The organism is Gardnerella sp. c10Ua_244, assembly GCF_055818055.1.
In genome coordinates, this window is the sequence record NZ_JARFVS010000002.1 from 387924 (window position 1) to 406069 (window position 18146).

The 18146-nt window shown below is 43.9% G+C and carries 14 protein-coding genes and 1 CRISPR repeat array (1 of these 15 only partly in view); of the genes, 1 reads left to right on the plus strand and 13 read right to left on the minus strand.

Going from position 1 to position 18146, the window contains the following annotated elements; translation table 11 throughout:
* A CRISPR array of direct repeats spans positions 1-456; the repeat unit is 36 nt; unit sequence GTTGAAAATTAGCTTCTACCATTCTTGATATAATTG (it extends 477 nt beyond the left edge of the window).
* Between the two features lie 50 nt (positions 457-506).
* The 4 genes from cas2 to P0108_RS04885 form a co-directional block, all read right to left on the minus strand.
* On the minus strand, positions 507-839 hold the full coding sequence (gene cas2 / locus P0108_RS04870) for a CRISPR-associated endonuclease Cas2 (RefSeq protein WP_004108445.1): 333 nt from the start codon (positions 837-839) through the stop codon (positions 507-509).
* The gene (gene cas1, locus P0108_RS04875; RefSeq protein WP_415707506.1) at positions 836-1744 is read right to left on the minus strand and encodes a type II CRISPR-associated endonuclease Cas1; all 909 of its coding nucleotides are present in this window, start codon (positions 1742-1744) and stop codon (positions 836-838) included. Before cas1 ends, cas2 begins: the two co-directional genes overlap by 4 nt.
* A gap of 7 nt (positions 1745-1751) precedes the next feature.
* Positions 1752-5312 (minus strand): type II CRISPR RNA-guided endonuclease Cas9, encoded by a 3561-nt coding sequence (cas9, locus tag P0108_RS04880; protein WP_473730810.1) that lies wholly within the window; start codon positions 5310-5312, stop codon positions 1752-1754.
* 106 nt (positions 5313-5418) lie between these two features.
* Complete coding sequence (locus P0108_RS04885; RefSeq protein ID WP_473730811.1) at positions 5419-6528, minus strand: CAP domain-containing protein; 1110 nt, start codon at positions 6526-6528, stop codon at positions 5419-5421.
* A 315-nt stretch (positions 6529-6843) separates the two neighbouring features.
* Here P0108_RS04885 and P0108_RS04890 point away from each other — a divergent pair, with 315 nt between their 5' ends.
* A complete protein-coding gene (locus P0108_RS04890; protein WP_421793123.1) occupies positions 6844-7332 on the plus strand; it encodes a single-stranded DNA-binding protein in 489 nt (162 codons plus the stop codon).
* A 121-nt stretch (positions 7333-7453) separates the two neighbouring features.
* On the opposite strand, the gene P0108_RS04895 is transcribed toward P0108_RS04890, so the two are convergent.
* The 9 genes from P0108_RS04895 to rpmE all read right to left on the minus strand — a co-directional run bounded on the left by P0108_RS04895 (position 7454) and on the right by rpmE (position 18092).
* Positions 7454-9286, minus strand: a complete 1833-nt coding sequence (locus P0108_RS04895; RefSeq protein ID WP_410311080.1) for a proline--tRNA ligase — start codon at positions 9284-9286, stop codon at positions 7454-7456.
* Between the two features lie 214 nt (positions 9287-9500).
* Positions 9501-10958, minus strand: a complete 1458-nt coding sequence (locus tag P0108_RS04900; protein ID WP_410311079.1) for an ATP-dependent DNA helicase — start codon at positions 10956-10958, stop codon at positions 9501-9503.
* A 57-nt stretch (positions 10959-11015) separates the two neighbouring features.
* Positions 11016-11723 (minus strand): oligoribonuclease, encoded by a 708-nt coding sequence (gene orn, locus P0108_RS04905; protein WP_004107431.1) that lies wholly within the window; start codon positions 11721-11723, stop codon positions 11016-11018.
* Positions 11724-11917: 194 nt separating this feature from the next.
* Complete coding sequence (gene guaB, locus P0108_RS04910; protein WP_004108463.1) at positions 11918-13462, minus strand: IMP dehydrogenase; 1545 nt, start codon at positions 13460-13462, stop codon at positions 11918-11920.
* A 236-nt stretch (positions 13463-13698) separates the two neighbouring features.
* Positions 13699-14802 carry an MraY family glycosyltransferase gene (locus tag P0108_RS04915; protein ID WP_004108465.1) on the minus strand — a complete coding sequence of 368 codons (1104 nt, stop codon included), beginning with the start codon at positions 14800-14802 and terminating at the stop codon, positions 13699-13701.
* Positions 14803-14929: 127 nt separating this feature from the next.
* Positions 14930-15601: an L-threonylcarbamoyladenylate synthase gene (locus P0108_RS04920; protein WP_174182530.1), complete on the minus strand. Its 672-nt coding sequence runs from the start codon at positions 15599-15601 to the stop codon at positions 14930-14932.
* An 80-nt stretch (positions 15602-15681) separates the two neighbouring features.
* On the minus strand, positions 15682-16596 hold the full coding sequence (gene prmC, locus P0108_RS04925; protein WP_102703200.1) for a peptide chain release factor N(5)-glutamine methyltransferase: 915 nt from the start codon (positions 16594-16596) through the stop codon (positions 15682-15684).
* 39 nt (positions 16597-16635) lie between these two features.
* Positions 16636-17733 (minus strand): peptide chain release factor 1, encoded by a 1098-nt coding sequence (gene prfA / locus P0108_RS04930; protein ID WP_012914392.1) that lies wholly within the window; start codon positions 17731-17733, stop codon positions 16636-16638.
* A gap of 146 nt (positions 17734-17879) precedes the next feature.
* A complete protein-coding gene (rpmE, locus tag P0108_RS04935; protein WP_004118797.1) occupies positions 17880-18092 on the minus strand; it encodes a 50S ribosomal protein L31 in 213 nt (70 codons plus the stop codon).
* Positions 18093-18146: the final 54 nt, after the last annotated feature.

Genomic DNA, 18146 nt, shown 5'->3' on the forward strand with positions numbered 1-18146 from the left:
TATAATTGTATCCGCGTGCAACTTCTTGATAATGGTGTTGAAAATTAGCTTCTACCATTCTTGATATAATTGGTAACAAAAACCAGTACCAGCACAGGCTGTTGAAAATTAGCTTCTACCATTCTTGATATAATTGTTCGAAGATTGCTACTGCGCTGAATACTGTTGAAAATTAGCTTCTACCATTCTTGATATAATTGTACGCCTTGTAGGTAGTCGTGGATGATTGTTGAAAATTAGCTTCTACCATTCTTGATATAATTGATCACATGAGCATTTAATAGAATCAGTGGTTGAAAATTAGCTTCTACCATTCTTGATATAATTGACAAGGACGAAAGGATAACTCGCCCTTTGTTGAAAATTAGCTTCTACCATTCTTGATATAATTGCATATACCTATCGACCCCCCACGCACACGTTGAAAATTAGCTTCTACCATTCTTGATATAATTGGTATATCGTCAAGAATGGTAGAATTTCAACTATTATAAAGCTTTTTACGATTAAAAAAGCATAGCGATATCTGGGGTTTCTTCTTTCTTTTCTTGCCTGGCATTGTAATAACGTTGCGCAGATGACCATTGATGATCACTGACATGTAAAATGCGTATAGATCCACGCGGCGGAAGATTATCCTTAATTATTTTTACTGAAGTTCTATTTCCTGTTTGAGTGGGACTATAACGAACATATACAGAAAATTGCACCATTGCATATCCCATATCAAGCAGCATATTGCGAAATACAGTTGCAGCATGACGCTCCACTTTTGTTTTCACTGGTAAATCAAACATTACTAAACACCACATGCCACCACTGTCCTCATCGACTTTCATAATCCACTCCTTACGAATTGTGGTACTTGAAATTCTTCCACGCCTTTTTCCACATAAATACCATATGATTGAGCTAAATCAGATAAGGCACTAGGAATCGTATGTCCAGAACCATTAAACTGTTGATTAACACTGTCGATTAAATACTTTTTAACTGCTTTATCATTTGGAGTATCTGAGAATGATAATTTTGAAACAGCGTAATCAACAGCTGGTCTAAACGGTTCAATTATGTCATCTGCTAAGCAGAAATAATTAGTACCATTATGATGATTCATACCCATTGTTGGATTAAGCCCGGCAGATAGAACTGCACGAATGGAGAAACCACGCAACACCATGTAAGCATAGTCAAGTAAAGCATTCCTATCTTGACCAGACCCGGGTTTACGATAAAAATCTTCTTCCTCGGGAAAAATACGTTTCCAATATTCACGAGCAGCTTGACCTTCCCTATTCGTTACATCCCCAGAACGAACAGTATTAGATAATCCTCGTAATAATCCACCTCCCTCTTTATTTAATAAATCAAGGCAAGCCGCTTGTCCACGTATTTTCGCGCGAACAATCTGAGCCCACGCTGCTTTTCTTCGAGGAACACTCATTGTTGCCTGAGACAATTGACGAACTGTAATTCTCGTAGGAACATTTGTCCACGAATGCATAGCACTGACAGGAACGCATCGCCAATCACAGGTCATTACACAAGTACCATATTCAGCACACTGATGAAGAAGACCTGCAGAACAATTACAATGCAAACCAATAAGCAATATTGCCGTTTCAGCTAGCGGAATTTCGACTTTCTGCTCTAATGCATGATCACACACTAAAATCCTACCGCGAATATACCGTAATTCACCTTGCAAATTAGTACAATCAATCACACGCCAAGCATTCTGCATAATTCCTCTATTCTCTATTTTCTCCAGTATCCCAACTCCAAGAAATAGGTAAATGAGAACGCGATGCCCAACGAGGCTCACCTAACGCATTACGTCGAATAGTCGCTGCTTTATACTGATCCAATACATTAACCGAAATACGCCAACCTTTATCAACTAGAATCTTATCAATAGATTTTTCATAAGAAGCATAATCGAAGTTATTTCGCTCGCAATTCGAATACAACTTGTCAATTCCTTCAGAAGAAATCATCGATGGTTTAAGTATCAAAGTTGTTTTATCATCCGTACCCGCAACCACCCAATGCTTATATGCTGCACAATTTGCTCCTATCTTGTTTAAGAATTCTACAAATTCACCAATATATCCTGATAATTTAACATGACTAAAATCAACGATAATTTCATCACCAGGCACAAGATATCCGAGATAATTAGCATTACCTGTTTGCACAGCATGAGCGACTTTCGTATCAGCATATCTCATTGAGATAGATTGCTCAGGCAAATCACACGAGAATAAATCTTCATGAATATATCTATGCAAATCATTTTGAAATACACGAATCATTCCATAGGATTTTTTAACTTTCCCACTCTTTAACTTTTCAAAGTATTCATAAATGCGTAGATGATGGATAGAATTACCAATCTCTACAGAACCTTCTCGTACGAAAAGTTGTGCTGCTTTTGATTTGAAAAAAGTAATTGAATCGTCTGCATTTAACTTCTTATCATGCAACAGGATAGTTCTATCTGTATTTTCAGGAAGACCATTATTTACATCATAATCAGGATTCCTTGTCAAAGCACAATAAAGTGCAGGAGTAGAAGCACGTCGGATTGTTTCACTGTCGATTTCATCGCCGACGTGCAACTTTAATAATGCATGTACATCATCTTTGTGAACAGAAGAATTACTGTATCTCAAACGAATAGAATTAACCACAGCAATACGATCAGCTCTCATTTCTTCATTAAGAAGTTCCAATAACGCATTCATACGAACAGACCAATTAGCATATTGCTGATATCCTTGATCATTCGCCGTTGGATATTCTTTCCAATCAATACCACCGGGAACCACTTTATTACCTTGCAATAACTGTGTTTCACGCAGATTGCATTTAATTGCAAGTATTTGAGCTATTCCTGGAGTCATCATTGCAATTACTGATGCATCAACTGCATGATGTCGTCTATCAAAACGAGTTTTTCTTCTACCATCAAAGAACTCTAGTTTTCCGTCAATTCCAGACATTCTTCTTGCTATAGCAGTAAGCGATCCAGCATAAACTCCAACATTTGTTTGAGCTTTATTAGTTATATCGGAAATACCATTGTTTGTTTGATAATTCTGCGAATTATAATACCAATCAATTCTACGATGCAATTCGTTTGCCATCCATGCAACCGATTCAATAGAGCGATTATCGAACGCTTCATCACCAACTTTTTGTTTCAGGCGAGCTATAACTTCTTTTTTGAATTGGCTAGCACCGCGTTTGTCGTATGAGTTAGGAGGGAAAATAAAAGCACGAACCCGATTAATAGCGGAATCTACACTAATATCATGATTCTTGCAATATGTAGACTGTTCGCACCAAGTTGCAAAAGGAGTATTACACTTTTGCGCGTTACATGATGAGCAAGTAGCAACTAAATTCTCACGAGTATTCGTAGAACCTGGTCCCTTACGCGGAACAATATGGTCTAGCTCGCAAGTATGATAAGTAATCTCAGAGCCACAATACAAACATTGCCCATTCTGACGTTGAACAGCCTCATAACGACGTATATCTGCATCTGAAATAGAATCACTCGTGCCTAAATGCAAAGAATTCCGCATCATTGCTTTAAGATTTTCTTTGCCTTTGGTTCGTTTATCTAATAATTTCTTATATGAATTCGCCATTTTTTTAGATTGGAATCCAGAACGAACATGTTCAATATTAATACGTTCAGGATTACCCCAACGATTTTTAGCACTTATAAGGAATCGATGCACAATTTTCAATACTCGATCAACTGAAGGATTACCTGTTGGCTCTGCAATAGGAGATTCAGATGGACGCCAATTATTGGGTAAATTAAATAACTTTTTGCGCGCTTCAAATAAATCATCATCAGTTTCAAGCATTTGCTTATTGAGTTTATCTAATGTTTCCAAACTATAAGCAGCACGACCATTAGGTAATGAAATATTTTCTAATGCCGCAATTTCTGTTTCATCCATTGAATCAATAAACGCTATTACTGAACCGTACTTATCTTGATATTCAGGATTATCATGAATTGCTTCTATGTCTACCGTGTTGCTCAATATCTCAATAAAAGCTTCTTTATCTTCTTGCGTACGATTAGCAGCTAACCACCAAGTAATCAACGATTGCTTTAAAGATTTAGCATTCGCATAAAGAATAGCTAACTCACTATTCAACATTGGAGGACGATTACCAACAGATTCTCCATCTTCTATTTGCGATCCTACTCCACGCAACTTATAGCGTTCAATTCCGAGGCAATCAGCTACATCAATCCAAGTATATAATGGCGCTTCAGCGCTTTTCTCTTTTGAATACTCATCAGTCGAAGTTGTTAATAATTTATAAACACTTTGCTTTTCTTCTATTGTTAAACAACGCTCTTTTGAATTTTCTCTTATGCGCAGATTAGAAATAGTAGATATGATTCGATATTTCTGAAACGCTAACGATGCCTTTAGTGCACGCTTACCCTTTCCTGTTATAGCATCCTTGCCAACACGATTTTCTGCAGATCCACGCGGAGATTTCGCATAAAAAACAGCATTAATAATCTGCTCTCTAACATACTTGTTATCAATATGTTGCACATTGAAAATATTGAGAATCTCAAGCATGTTATCACTTTGCATTAGCTTACGTGGTAAAACAGGATCTAATGAGTTTGGATGATTTTTCCTTCTATCGTCCGTAGTTATACGTAAGCGACGCGAGGCTTTACCTTGTTGTGATAAAAGATAATCACGCACTAATTGCGCAGGCGTAGAACCTTCACAACTTACTCCCGGCGCAAACTTTTCAATATTTTTTAGCAACTCATTGTAAAATTCAGAATACTCAGTCTCTTGTGTCATTGATTTTATTGACTGATAAGGATTGCGCCAACCACGATGTCTAGCAATATGACGAATTGCAACGCTTAACATTTGTTTACGTTGTTTTTCATCCGCAATATATTCATCAGCAAGTTTTGCACGAAAAATCCATGGAGTAAACGAATCAGAAAAATCTAAATCCTTGTTTTCAACAACAGGAAAACCCAATGAATGCAATAGAAAATCAAGTTTCTGCAAACGACGTCTGCGCTGACGATACAGCCTGCGCACGCGCCGCGCGACACCAGAAATTGCTTTACGCGTATCAGATTCTTTTGCCCCATTTGGATCAATACCAGCATCATGAATAACACTCATTGCTTTAAGTATTCTTATAGGTTCACCATTATTATCCAAACGAATCGCAGCAAGACCTACTGAATTTAAACCGACGTCAATGCCGATAGCATAAGAAATATTACCTTCCATATACAGAATCATAAGCAATTATTTGTATAAATAAAATAACTATCTATAAATTTTCATGTAATAAATATCTATAACATAGAATGAGCTTAATCACGAGAATGCCAAACTAACGGCGTTGCTCTAAATGTAGACTTGTTTTGCTACGCGCAATATGCTTCACGTGCAAACTATTTTTAGAAATCATTCTTCGTCTTAAGAAAATCCAAGCTACCACTGCAATTGCGCACAAAACAAGCACGCTTAAAACCGCAGAAATAATCACAATAAATTTATACGTTGAAGCATTTTTCTTCATAGATTTCGCTAACTTTTTATGATGCTTATGCTGCAAATGCTTCTTTTTAGCCAAAGCTTTTTTCTTCTTAGCTTCCTCGTCTTTACGCTTCTGCTCTTCCTTCTTCTTTCGCTCCTCTTCAGCACGCTTTTTTTGCTCTTCGGGAGATTCTGGGCCAATCTTTCCATCCGGATAATCAATATCACCGTTATATTCCGACAGTGTCAACGCTCCAACAACACCATAAGAGCCACCCGAAGCCTCTCCGTAACCAAAAGAAATATTGCTAGGATTCAAAATCTGATACAAATGGCCATTATCTTCGTTAAAACTTCCGCCGGTTGCGCGCAAAGCCGACTCTTCATCTTGAATCCACAATTGCATAGAACCAGCAAGATCCACACCCCAACTTAAATTTTCACCCCACGCCTTTCGGCCAGTGTAATCAGGTTCACTCACACCATCTGGGCCAAAATGGCCAAACTGTCCATGCTGAGCGGTTTCTTGCGCGCGACGGAAAGCATCCTCTTCATTTGCAGAATCGTACTGAATATTATTAACATACGCTTCTTTAGTAAGGCCGTAGCGGCTCACGTAATCTTGCAAAGGAACGCCATTAAAATACGTGCTGCGATCATCGTAAAGCCTAGATCTTGCGTTTCGAATATAAGAAAGAACGTAACGCGCTACATTACTTGACTGAATAAAAGCTGCAGAAGAAGCAAAATTAGTTGTTTGAATTATTGGATTCTGATGATACTTATGATGATATTCGCGATTATACGCCTGATGATACGCCTTAGAATGTTCTAAAGTAAAATCAGCAAAATTTTGCGATATTGCGCACACAGTTAGGCATACAGCCGAAATAACAAGGATACTAACCCAACTTATGCGCATATTAGATTTATGCTTTGCATATTGCCGATTACTTTCCACCATAAATATCTTCTTCACTACATTCAATATTTTCAATACGTTTGCTCAATACTACCCTGCAATGAGAAATTATTACGCATGTACAGTTAATTGTTGAGCTTTTACTAAATATTTTGCTGTAGTCAAGAGATCAATTACATTGTGGATAAAACCTAGGTTTTAACCACAATAGAAAAGTTTGCTGGCAAAGTTGTTGCGCAAAGTTCATAGTTGTTATTACTGCGGCATTTCCTCGTGGCTGCGAAGCTCAGAGGCAATGATGGCTCTGTATTCCGGGGCTGAAATGGCTGCAGTCCATTTGTGAAAGGACTATGAAATATGGCACAACAACAGTCGACCGTGACTATTAGTGGATACGTAGGCGCTGAGCCTGTAAACTTTGGGCGAAGTGAAAATTCTCCGGCTTGTTCGCTACGAATCGCGAGCACGCAATCATATTACCGCAACGACGAACAGCAATGGCATGAGCGTCCAACTACTTGGATGACTGTGAAAGCGTATAGGACTTTGGCTTCAAACGTGCTAAAAAGCGTTCATAAAGGCGATGCAATCGTTGTATACGGCAACTTGAGTACAGAAAACTGGACGAAAGATGGAAACGATTATAATCGCGTAATTTTGGAAGCTTCTGCTATTGGGCACGATTTAAATCGCGGAACTACGCAATTTACAAAAAGAAACGCTGATTCCGCTAAAAATGATCATACGAAAGAAAGTAATCAAGTACAGCAGAAGAACAATGCACAACAAAATAACTCTAACGCAAACATTTCGAATGACGAATTTGGAGGCGAAACTGATATTTAAGGAAAATAAAATCGCAATTCGAGAAATCCACTAAACTCACAGCACAATAAATTAATATGAATACAATAAAATAATGCCGCCAAGAATCAATATTCCTGGCGGCAAATTGTAAAACAGGCCGTTACTTAAGCAAATCGTTTACGCGAGATACGATTCGAGCGGCAGCTTCGTCAACTGGAACTGCCTCAACGTTTGAGCCATCACGATTGCGGATTTCAATAGTGCCATTGTTCACTGTATCGCGACCAGCAACAGCAATCAGCGGCACGCCAACAAGCTCAGCATCCTTGAACTTTACGCCTGGAGAAACCTTTGGACGGTCGTCAAAGATTACTTCGATGCCTTGCTTGCTAAGCTCCTCAACAACCTTTTCAGCAGCATCGAAAGCAACTTGATCTTTGCCTGTTGCAACCACGTGAACTTGAGCTGGAGCAATCGCCATAGGCCATGCGAGACCAGCGTCGTCGTGATGTGTTTCTGCCAAGCATGCAATCACGCGGCTAACGCCAATACCGTAGCAACCCATCCAAACTGGCACAGCTTTACCGTTTTCGTTAAGAACACTTAAGCCCAAAGCCTTAGAATACTTTAAGCCAAGCTGGAACACCTGGCCGATTTCCACACCGCGTTCGAAGCTAAGCGGACCGGAACCATCTGGGCTCATATCACCGTCACGAACCTGGGCTGCTTCAACAACACCGTCCGCTTCAAAATCGCGACCGTAAACAGCGTTATAAACATGCTTTCCGTCTTCGTCAGCTCCTGTAATCCAAGCACTTCCCTTTGCAACGTGAGCATCCATCAAGTAGCGAACAGGATTTGCAATACCCCTACCCTCTTTGCGAGCTTGAGGACCTAATACGCTAAAGCCAATGTAGCCCTTAACAAACTCAGGATGAGACTTCAAATCTTCCTCAGTTGCTTCTTCGATTTCCGCAGGAGCAAACTGAGCCTCGAGACGCTTCATATCTACCTGGCGATCTCCCGGAATACCAATAGCAACGATTTCGCGCCATGGCTCCTCATGCTCGCCGCCTTCAGCGTCTGCCGGATGCTTAACAGCAATAATAAGGTTCTTCAAAGTGTCGGAAGCTTGCCATTCGCGACCATCTTTACACGGATGCAAGTCGTTAGAAACCTTAACCAAAGCTTCAATCGTCTTAGCGTCTGGAGTTTCGAGAGATTGCGCTGCAGGAGTTGCCGAATAATCAACATCTTGAATTTCTGGAGTGGTAAGAGCCTCAACATTCCAAGCTTTTCCTGAAGGTGCGAGCGCAAAAGTATCTTCACCAATTGGCATTGGAGCCAAGAACTCTTCGGAATCAGAGCCACCCATTGGGCCGGAAACAGCGTGAACAATCACGTATTTAATGCCCAAACGGTCGAAAATTCGAGCGTAAGCAGCGCGCTCCTCAACGTAAGCAGATCTCAAACCATCTTCGTCAATCGAGAACGAATAACCATCCTGCATAATAAACTCGCGGCCGCGAATAAGGCCAGCGCGCGGGCGGAATTCGTCGCGATACTTCGTTTGAATCTGGTACAAAGTAACAGGCAAATCCTTGTAAGAAGAATACATATCCTTAACGAGAAGCGTGAAAACTTCTTCGTGCGTTGGAGCAAGAAGATAGTCAGCCTCATGACGATCCTTAAGACGGAAGATATTGTCGCCATATTCTTCCCAACGGTTGGTAGCCTCGTAAGGCTCGCGCGGAAGAAGTGCCGGGAAGTGAACTTCCTGCGCACCGATACCGTTGATTTCGTCGCGAATAATCGCCTGAACCTTGTTCAAAACCTTAAGTCCTAGCGGAAGCCAAGTCCACACACCTGGTGCAGATTTACGAATATAGCCTGCGCGCTGCATAAGTTTTGCGGAAGTCACGTCCGCGTCTGCAGGATCCTCGCGCAGCGTACGAAGGAATAGCTGAGACATACGAAGTACATTGGAATTCATGCGTTCCAATCTATTTGCGCATGAGGACATAAACACTTGTTTACACGCATCAACAAAAGTAATACTCGATTAAATCATAACGTGCAAAAATATAACAAAGCGACCAAAACAACTCAGGTGTGAGTAGTTTATGCCGCTTCTAAGGCAAAATCCAACCAAAACGACTCAGCCGCGAGTAGTTTATGCCGTGCGCAAGGCAAAAGCTTATAGAATATTAAAACTCGTCGTCGAAAGAAAATTCGTCCGTAACGCCATCACCGGCATTTTCAAAAAGACTAAACTCCTGCTGATCCGCAAAATCACCATCTGCTTTTTTAGCAACAAACGCGGAAGCTCCATCGCTAGCAAGCAGCTCACTTGCGCACCTTGACGCCTCACGCAAAGATCCGTCTAGCAGTACAGCATCCGCCGAAACGCTAAACGCGCGCTCGTTAATACCCTCTAAGTAAAGACCTTGCAGATTTTCCACACGCGAAAGCGCAACGTAACCCATTCCGGGAGCGAAAGTTCTACGCAAATCCATTACCGCACTGTCGAGAGTCATACCTTGCGATTTATGAATCGTAATTCCCCACGCGCAACGAAGCGGCACTTGATTTACGCTGGCAAGTACCGTTTCACCATCTGTCATTTCCCACGCTGCAGGCTTAAGAGTCACAATATTGCCATTTTCAAACTCAACAATCGGCCATCCGCCCTTAGATTCAGGCGCGAATCTCAAAACACGCCCAACCGAGCCGTTTACGTACTGCTTTTCCTGATCGTTTCGCAACGCCATTACAGCAGCTCCAGCCTTTAAAACTAAACGTTCCGGAGCAAGCATATTCTTTTTTAAGCGCTCAACGAGATTTTTAGGTCCTGCTTCCGTTGCAACGAATTCGTGAGGCTCAGCATTAATTTCCGCAAGCTGCATATTATTTAAGCCATCTGCTTGCGCGTTCGTTGGGAAAAGATGTACTGCAACTTCGTCATCTTGCGGATACTCACCAAGGCGGCTAGCAAGCACTTGCTTATCGTCGTCACTCACGAGACCGCTACGAATATCCGTCAAAACTTCTAGCAACTTGCCGTCATCCTGACGATGTTGCTCAGTTAAGTAACACACAACAGGTTTCAAAGCGTCCCATGCAAACGATTCCGTAATATAGCCTTCCGGATTTTTTCCAGCTGCAGTATACTTTTCGCGCGACGAAATAAACTCCGAGCTCGGCTCGAACACGTCACGATTTCGCATAGAAGTGCTAACAGGCGGCAATTGGAAGAAGTCGCCCGAAATAACTACTTGAAGCCCGCCGAAAGGAGCGGGATTTTTGCGCACCTTCCGGCAAACTTCATCAACCATGTCAAAAAGCCACGCGTGAATCATGGAAACTTCGTCCAACACGAGCACGTCCGTGGCTTTTATGCGCTTTCCTCGCCTAGCTCTAATTGTTTTAAGAAGCGTATCCGTAAGCGCGTTTGAAACTCCAACTCCACTCCACGAGTGAATGGTTTGACCGTTTAAGTGCGTTGCCGCAATACCGGTAGAGGCAGTTACAGCAACGCTTAAACCGTTCTTTCGCATTGCGCGAATAGCTTCGTTTAATACGTAGGTTTTACCTGCACCCGGAGCGCCGGTAATGAACGCGCTCGCGCCAGCGTTGATTATGGTTAAGGCTTCGGATTGCTTCATTGGCAGTACCTTTTATTGCGTTTAGTAGTCGCGCTTTATTTAATAGTAGCGTTGTGTTTAGTAGTCGCGCTTTTCTGCGGAATTTACGTCTTCTAGCGCCTCTCCGCGACGCTCATAGTCACGAAGCAAGCTCGTGCTTTCAATGTGTTGCGCACCGGCTTTTGCTTGAGACTCGCTTGGGCCTGGAGCTGGAACGAACATCATATCGCGGTAGTAACGAAGCTCATCAATCGACTCAATAATATCCGCGAGCGCGCGGTGACCGCCGTGTTTTGCCGGCTTATTGCGGTAAACGTCCGGGTAAAGCCTGCGCGAAATTTCCTTCAACGTACTTACGTCGATTACACGATAGTGCAGATTTGCCATTAAATCTGGCATGTAACGGTCGAGGAACTTTTTGTCGGAACCAACGGAGTTTCCAGCAAGATGAGCTTTTCCGCGAGCCGGCAGGAAGCGCTTTACGTATTCAACTACCTGCTTTTGCGCTTCTTCCAAAGGCAAACCGTTTTTATTCCACTCGTCAACAAGTCCAGAAGAAGTGTGCATATTGCGCACAAAATCGTTCATATGAGCCACAGCGGCGTCGCTTGGCTTAATCACTAAATCAATTCCGTCGTCCAAAACTTTCAGATTAAAATCAGTTGGAACTACAGATACTTCGCATAATTCGTCATGGAAAATATCGAGTCCAGTCATCTCGCAATCAATCCAAATTAAGCGCGACTCTTCCGGCGTAAACGTAAGATCTTCCTTAGCTTCAGCCATTTTCGTTCCTTTCCTAATATTTTTTCGAACCCATCAGCCTACATCTTCGTACCGACGAGACGCGTATTAAAAACGACGAAAAGCAGGCAAGTTGTAGATAACTTGCTTAACTTTTCGTCGTTTAATGCAAAATTACTTGCGATTTATACGCGACTTATACGCGATTTAATCGCGCAACTTACGCACCACGCGACTTAGTTGTGGAAACCACTGTAGTTTGGTGCTTCTGCAGTCATCACAATATCGTGAGGATGAGATTCGCGAAGGCCAGCATCAGTAATGCGAATAAAGCGGCCGCGCTCTTGCATTTCCTTAATATTGTGCGCACCAACGTAGAACATTGACTGGTGCAAGCCGCCGAGGAGCTGGTAAAGCACAGCGTTAAGCGGACCGCGATATGGAACTTCGCCTTCAACGCCTTCTGGAACCACCTTATCGGAGCTGGTAACGTCTGCCTGGAAGTAACGATCCTTCGAATAAGACTTCTTACCACGAGGAGCCATTGCACCAAGCGAGCCCATGCCACGATAAAGCTTATACTGCTTGCCGTGAAGAAGAACCTTTTCGCCTGGAGCTTCCTCGCAGCCAGCCAAAGTACCGCCGAGCATAACAGTGTCCGCGCCTGCAACCAAAGCCTTAGCAATATCGCCAGAATAGTGAATACCACCGTCTGCAATGCATGGAATACCAGCAGCCTTGCAAGCCTGAGCAGCGTCGTAAACTGCAGTAAGCTGAGGTACACCAACGCCTGCAACAACACGCGTAGTGCAAATAGAGCCCGGACCAACGCCAACCTTTACAGCATCAACACCAGCGTCAATCATAGCCTGTGCGCCTTGGCGAGTTGCAATATTTCCGCCAATAATTTGCACGCCGTCGAAAGCCTTATCTGCCTTAATGCGACGAATCATGTCGAGAGCCAAGCGAGCCTCGCCGTTTGCGGTATCGACCACAAGCACGTCAACTCCAGCTTCCATAAGAGCGCACGCACGCTGCCAAGCATCACCCAAGAAGCCAATACCAGCAGCGACGCGCAAGCGACCCTGATCATCCTTAGTAGCATCCGGATACTGTTCAGTCTTCACAAAGTCCTTAACAGTAATCAAGCCTGTAAGCTTACCTTCAGCATCAACCAAAGGCAACTTTTCAATCTTGTTATCCGCAAGCAAGCGGTGAGCATCTTCCTTAGAAATATTTGAAGGACCGGTGACGAGATTTTCGCGCGTCATCACGTCCTTAACTTTCAAGCGATCGTAGTCTTCGGAAGCAATGAAACGCATATCGCGGTTGGTAATAATACCAACTAAACGATTTTCGCTATCCACTACCGGAAGACCAGAAATATGGAAACGCCCGCACAATTTATCTAAATCGGCGAGCGTAGCATCTGGGTGAACAGTAAGCGGGTCGGTAATCATACCGGATTCACTGCGCTTAACAATATCAACCTGCGCAGCTTGATCATCAATAGAAAGATTACGGTGAAGTACTCCAATGCCACCGTTACGCGCCATGGCAATAGCCATATCGGACTCGGTAACAGTATCCATAGCTGCCGAAATAGTCGGCACTTTCATGGTAATTTCGCGAGTCAGACGAGTGGAAGTATCCACTTCGGACGGAATAACATCAGTTTCGTTTGGAAGCAAAAGGACATCGTCATAAGCGAGACCGAGCTTCTCGAAAATTGGTGGAACAGGAGCATACACGGATTCCGTGTTCATATCAGTTGTAGCCATAGGGTTACTATACGTTTTTGCTATGACGTTTGCCGAAACGCACCCTCCAAACGCGGGCGCGACGACATGCTTGAGCGCAGCACAGCGCGCGCGAAAGCAATTCGGAGCGGGAACTCGCTCAAGTTGGAAGTCCAGTGGACTTCCAACGCGAGTTTCGTAGCGAGCGCTTATAGCGCGAGCGTACTCGCACGTTTTGAGCGCCACGCCACATTAAGAAAAACAAAATTAAGCAGTTGTTACGAATTGCGAAGTTCGGGCAGGCGACAACGCAAGTACGGCATCATTGTGAGCACAGTAAGTAGCGCAGCAGCAAGAATCATTCCAACAAGCACATACACAGCTTTAAAGAACAAAATCATAATAGAGCCAAACGCAATTAGCGCAGCCCATCCCCACAAAATCAGCACAGCACCCTGCACAGAATGCCCAATGCGCAGCATGCGATGATGCAAGTGCATGCGATCCGGATGCATTGGCGACTGCCCTTTAGCAACACGTCTAAAAATAGCCAAGCACATGTCAAGAACCGGCAAAAACAGCACAAGAATCGGCAACAAAATCGGCATAAATACAGGCAAATAAATACTCGTATGAACGGCGGAAGGATCCAAATGGCCGGTCATAATAATCGACGCGCAAGTAATTAAGTAGCCGATTAACATGGAGCCTGAGTCACCCATAAAAAGTTTTGCTGGATGCCAATTGTGCATAATAAATCCAACGCACATACCTACCATTGCAACGTCAATAAGAGTTGCCATTGAAGCGTAGGATGGCGACGTGCGCGCAAGCATGTATGAGTATGTTGCGAAGGCAATGCCGCCGATTGCAACGATTCCAGAAGCCAGTCCGTCCAGCCCATCTACAAAATTTACTGCATTAATTGAAGCAACGATTAGTATTGCAGTTATTGCGATTGACACGCTTGGAGATGCCGTTACGAGCGATCCTAGCGGCAAAGTTACGATTTGCAACCCTCCCCACGCTACAAAAACAGCTATAAGCAGCTGACCGGCAAGCTTTAGCATCCAATCTAGATCCCAAATGTCGTCGCATACCCCAAGCAGGCATATCATAACGGCTCCTGCTAGTACAACCCACGGCTGGTGCGTTCCTGCAAAAAGCCCGGAAATAAATGGCATAGAACTAGCGAAAGCCATCGCAACTGCGAAACCAAAAAGCATACCTACACCACCCATACGTGGCGTTGGAATAGTATGCACATCGCGCGCGCGAACTTTGCCAACAGCACCCATACGGATTGCAAGGTGACGAACAAGCGGCATAATAAGCCACGTAGCACCGCCTGCAATTGCTGCAATAAACAGGTATACCCTCATGAATGCGTCCTTTGCTATGCGATTACTTCGTTGGTTTTAGCAGCGTTTGCTAAATTTTCGCTTGCTTATTTTGATTGTAGCGATTTGTTAGTACCAGAAATTTAGTACCAGAAATAAGTTAATAAACTTACTCACTTAACGCATTACGAATTTCACTCTCCGAAATCACGCCTTCGCGCAAAATCACAATACCGTCTTTATCGCTTGAATCCGCGCCAACTACCGTGCTTGCCACGTGCGAGCGAGTCGGGCCTGCGTTCAAATACAGCGGAATTTCGTTGCCGAAAGCTGCAAATGCTTCTTCTACACTGTCTGCACTTTCGTTACCGCTGCGATTCGCGCTAGAAGCAGCCAGTGGACCGGTGACTCGCAAAATTTGCATTAATTCAGGGCAATCCGGCACGCGCACGCCTTGAGTTGCTTGAGTTTTCGCATCGTTTTGAGCATCAGTTTCATTCGTTTTGCACAGCGTTGCAAGATTTGAAGCAACTGAATCCTTCTTCGCACGCGCAATCGGAGAATATCCGCCCGGAAGGAACTTTTTGCCTAGAATATCCAGCGGAGAAGGCAAATAAAGCCCAAGTTTTTCTAAATCTCCCACTCCACTCATTAAAATTTGCAGCGCCTTTGTGCGCGGTCTGCGCTTAAGCTCGTAAATTTTTGCAACAGCAGCTTCATTGAATGGATCGCAAGCAACGCCGTACACGGTGTCAGTCGGCACTACAATCACGCCGCCTTCGTTAATAATTTGCGCTGCCGTTTGCAGGGATTCTTCGTTGATATTGCAAATTTTGCTCATTTTTGCCTCTTTTATTGCTTATTTTGCTTATTTTGCTTATTTTATTCTGTTTGAGTCAAGTTTTATTTTTGATTAAAATTTTACTTTTCCGCAAAAGTGTACCGCGGTCTGCCAGTTAAGTCGTTTCCAACGCGCGCACGCGAAAAACCTACGCTTTCCGCATACTTTTTAAGCGCATCCCCTTGCGAAATATCGTGCTCCATAACCATCGCTCCCCCAGACTTAAGCAGCGCAAAAGCCGCACGCATAATCTGCTCCGGAATAAGCAAGCCGTCCGCAGAACCGCCATAAAGCGCAAGCGGAGGATCATACTCTCGCACTTCAACCTGTTCTGGCACTTGACTTTCCGGCACGTAAGGCGGATTCGTTATTACTAAATCTACTTTGCCACAAATTGCGTGAAGTTCCGGCGTGCAATCCGAAATATGCGATTTGGTTGCGTCTGCAAGCACGGCATGATAGCGACTGAAAATCTGAATATTTTCCCACTTTTTTGCAGCTTCTTCGAAATTTTTTTGCAAATATTGGAAAGCTTCAGGAGATTTTTCTACAGCCCATACTTGCGCGTCTGCAACTTCCGCCGCAATCGACAATCCAATTGCGCCCGATCCGGCGCATAAATCGACTACCGTCGGCTTGCTAATACCAGACTCTCTAAGCCAATCCAATCCAGCTTCAACAACAATTTCCGTTTCCGGCCGCGGCACAAAAACGCCCTTACCAACTTGCAAATCCAAGTAGCGAAAAGGCGCGCGACCAACAATATGCTGCAACGGCTCACGAGAAGCACGCCTAGATACAAAATCGCTATATTTACTAGCATAATCTTGCGAAAAATCGGTTAAATCGCCAAGTATTAGCGCCTTGTTCAGCTCAGCTAAGCTTACGCCGCAAGCATGAGCCAGCAGCAAGCGTGCATCATATTCTGCTGACTCCACGCCTGCAGAATCAAGCTTTTTAACAGCATCGCGCAAAACTCGCAAAAGTTCTTGCATTTTAAGAATTGCTTGGTTATTTCAGTAATTTTACTTGACTTACTTGGCTTGCGCTAAGCGGTCAGCTTCATCCGCCTGAATATCACTGTCGATAACAGGCTGCAAATCGCCGTCAAGAACCTGATCAAGATTGTAAGCCTTGTAATTCGTGCGATGATCCACAATACGATTTTCTGGGAAATTGTACGTGCGGATTCGCTCAGAGCGGTCGAGCGAACGCACCTGTGAGTGGCGCATATCCGCCGCTTCTGCTGCCTCCTGCTCGTGCTTCATAGCGAGCAAACGAGACTTTAACACGCGAAGGGCTGCCGCACGGTTTTGAATCTGCGACTTTTCGTCTTGCATGCTAACAACAATTCCGGTTGGAATATGTGTCATGCGAACCGCAGAATAAGTAGTGTTCACGGACTGCCCACCAGGGCCGGAGCTCATGAAAATGTCGATCTTCAAATCTTTTGGATCGATTTCGATTTCGTCGTCATCTTCGTCTGCTTCTGGGAACACGATTACGCCAGCTGCGGAAGTTTGAATACGTCCCTGCGATTCCGTAACTGGGATTCGCTGCACGCGATGCACTCCGCCCTCATACTTCATGCTTGCCCACACGCCATCTTCTGGAGCAGGCGTACCTTTTGCTCGAATCGCAAGCTGCACGTCTTTTACGCCGCCAAGTTCCGTTGAATTTTCGCTTTGGATTACGGTAGTCCATCCGCGCTTTTCCGCGTAACGCATGTACATACGCAATAAATCGCCAGCAAACAAAGCCGCTTCTTCGCCGCCTGTGCCAGCTTTAATTTCCATAATCATATCGCGCGCATCATCCGGATCCCTAGGAATTAATGCAGTGCGAAGCTTTTCTTTTGCTGCTGGAATCTGCTCTTCTAAGCGCTTAGCTTCTTCAGCAAAATCTGGGTCGTCGCTTGCCATTTCGTTTGCGGCTTCAAAGTCGTCGCAAAGCTGTTTGTAATTTAGGTAAGCGTTTACGATTGATCCAAGTTCTGCGTGCCTACGACCGAGCTTACGAATAGCATCCGGATTTGACGCAACTTCCGGGCTTCCCATACGACTTTCAATATCGCGATACTCTTCTAACGCGGTAACTGCTGCCGGGAATTGTTCCTCTACTGACTCAGCCATCATATTCCTTTGTAGTCACGCTTAACGCGGATTGTAAATCAAAAATTTAAATGTCAAATGTAGAACACTAAACACACATGTTTAGCACATAAAACGCCAGCCCCGATTCCGCGAGTTACACGAAAGCAGGGCTGGCGTCACAAAAGCTACTTAGTCTTCTTACCGTAGCGCTTCTCGAAGCGAGCCACGCGACCGCCGGTGTCGAGAATCTTCTGCTTGCCGGTATAGAATGGGTGGCACTTTGAGCACACGTCAACCGTCATGTGATCGCCATCAGCGGTAGAACGAGTTACGAAAGTGCTTCCGCAAGAGCAGGTAACCTGCACTGCGTGATAGTCGGGATGAATACCCTGCTTCATAATGTCTCCTATGGAATTCGGGCGACCCGGGTCGCAAAGCCCCAATAGCTAAGC